Annotated in this window: 1 protein-coding gene; it reads right to left on the bottom strand. The window is 67.7% G+C overall.

Going from position 1 to position 728, the window contains the following annotated elements:
• Positions 1-727 (bottom strand): caspase family protein (locus IVB36_RS31445; protein ID WP_247394168.1); only part of this gene is annotated, 727 nt, incomplete at its 3' end.
• Between the last annotated feature and the right edge of the window lies 1 nt (position 728).

The raw sequence follows: 728 nt of genomic DNA, 5'->3' as shown, positions 1-728 counted from the left end.
GCGGCACCAGCGCCACGGTGTCGCCGCCGAGCGATCCGTAGACGAAGGGCTCCTGCCGCCGCCCCGTGCTCTTGAGCACCTCGTCGCGAACCCGGCCAAGCGTCAGGCGAAGGTCGAGGCCCGGTGTCGCCAAATGATTGAGGAGCGCGGTCGCAAACGGGCTGTGCGCACCGTCGCCGTCGCCGGCGACCGCGCCGGCCTTGGCGGCGAACGCAATCAGCGTATCCGCCGTGGCGGGCTCGATCTTGGCGAGGCCGCGGCCCATCGAACGCGTGGCGACACTGCGTGTCATCCGCTCTGCAAACGGATTGTCGCGGCAGGCATCGAGGATGACGAGCCGCAGCCGCTTCGCCGGATTTATCGCCTGGAGAATCCGGTCCAGCGGGACCGCCTCGTCCTCGACGTCGAAATCGCTCTGCAGCCTGGCATCTGCCGGAATCAGGAAGTTCGCGCCGTTCACCTCGATGCCGTGACCGGCGTAATAGACCACGGCCATGTCGGAATCCGCGGCAACCGCAGCAAAATCGCGCACCGCCCGCCGCATCTCGATGACGCCGAGATCGCGGCGAAGCTCCACGATATCGAACCCCATCCGCTTGAACACGTCGCTGATGGCGGCCGCGTCGCTGTCGGGATTGGCCAGCCGCGCGACGCTCTGGTAGTTGGACACACCAAGGACCAGCGCCACTCGCTTGTCGGCCTGCGCGGTCGTCGCCGCTGCCAGCATC

Origin of the sequence: Bradyrhizobium sp. 35, from assembly GCF_023073215.1 — a bacterium.
Taxonomy (GTDB): Bacteria; Pseudomonadota; Alphaproteobacteria; order Rhizobiales; family Xanthobacteraceae; genus Bradyrhizobium; species Bradyrhizobium canariense_D.
This window is presented reverse-complemented; position numbering and strand designations above follow the sequence as displayed.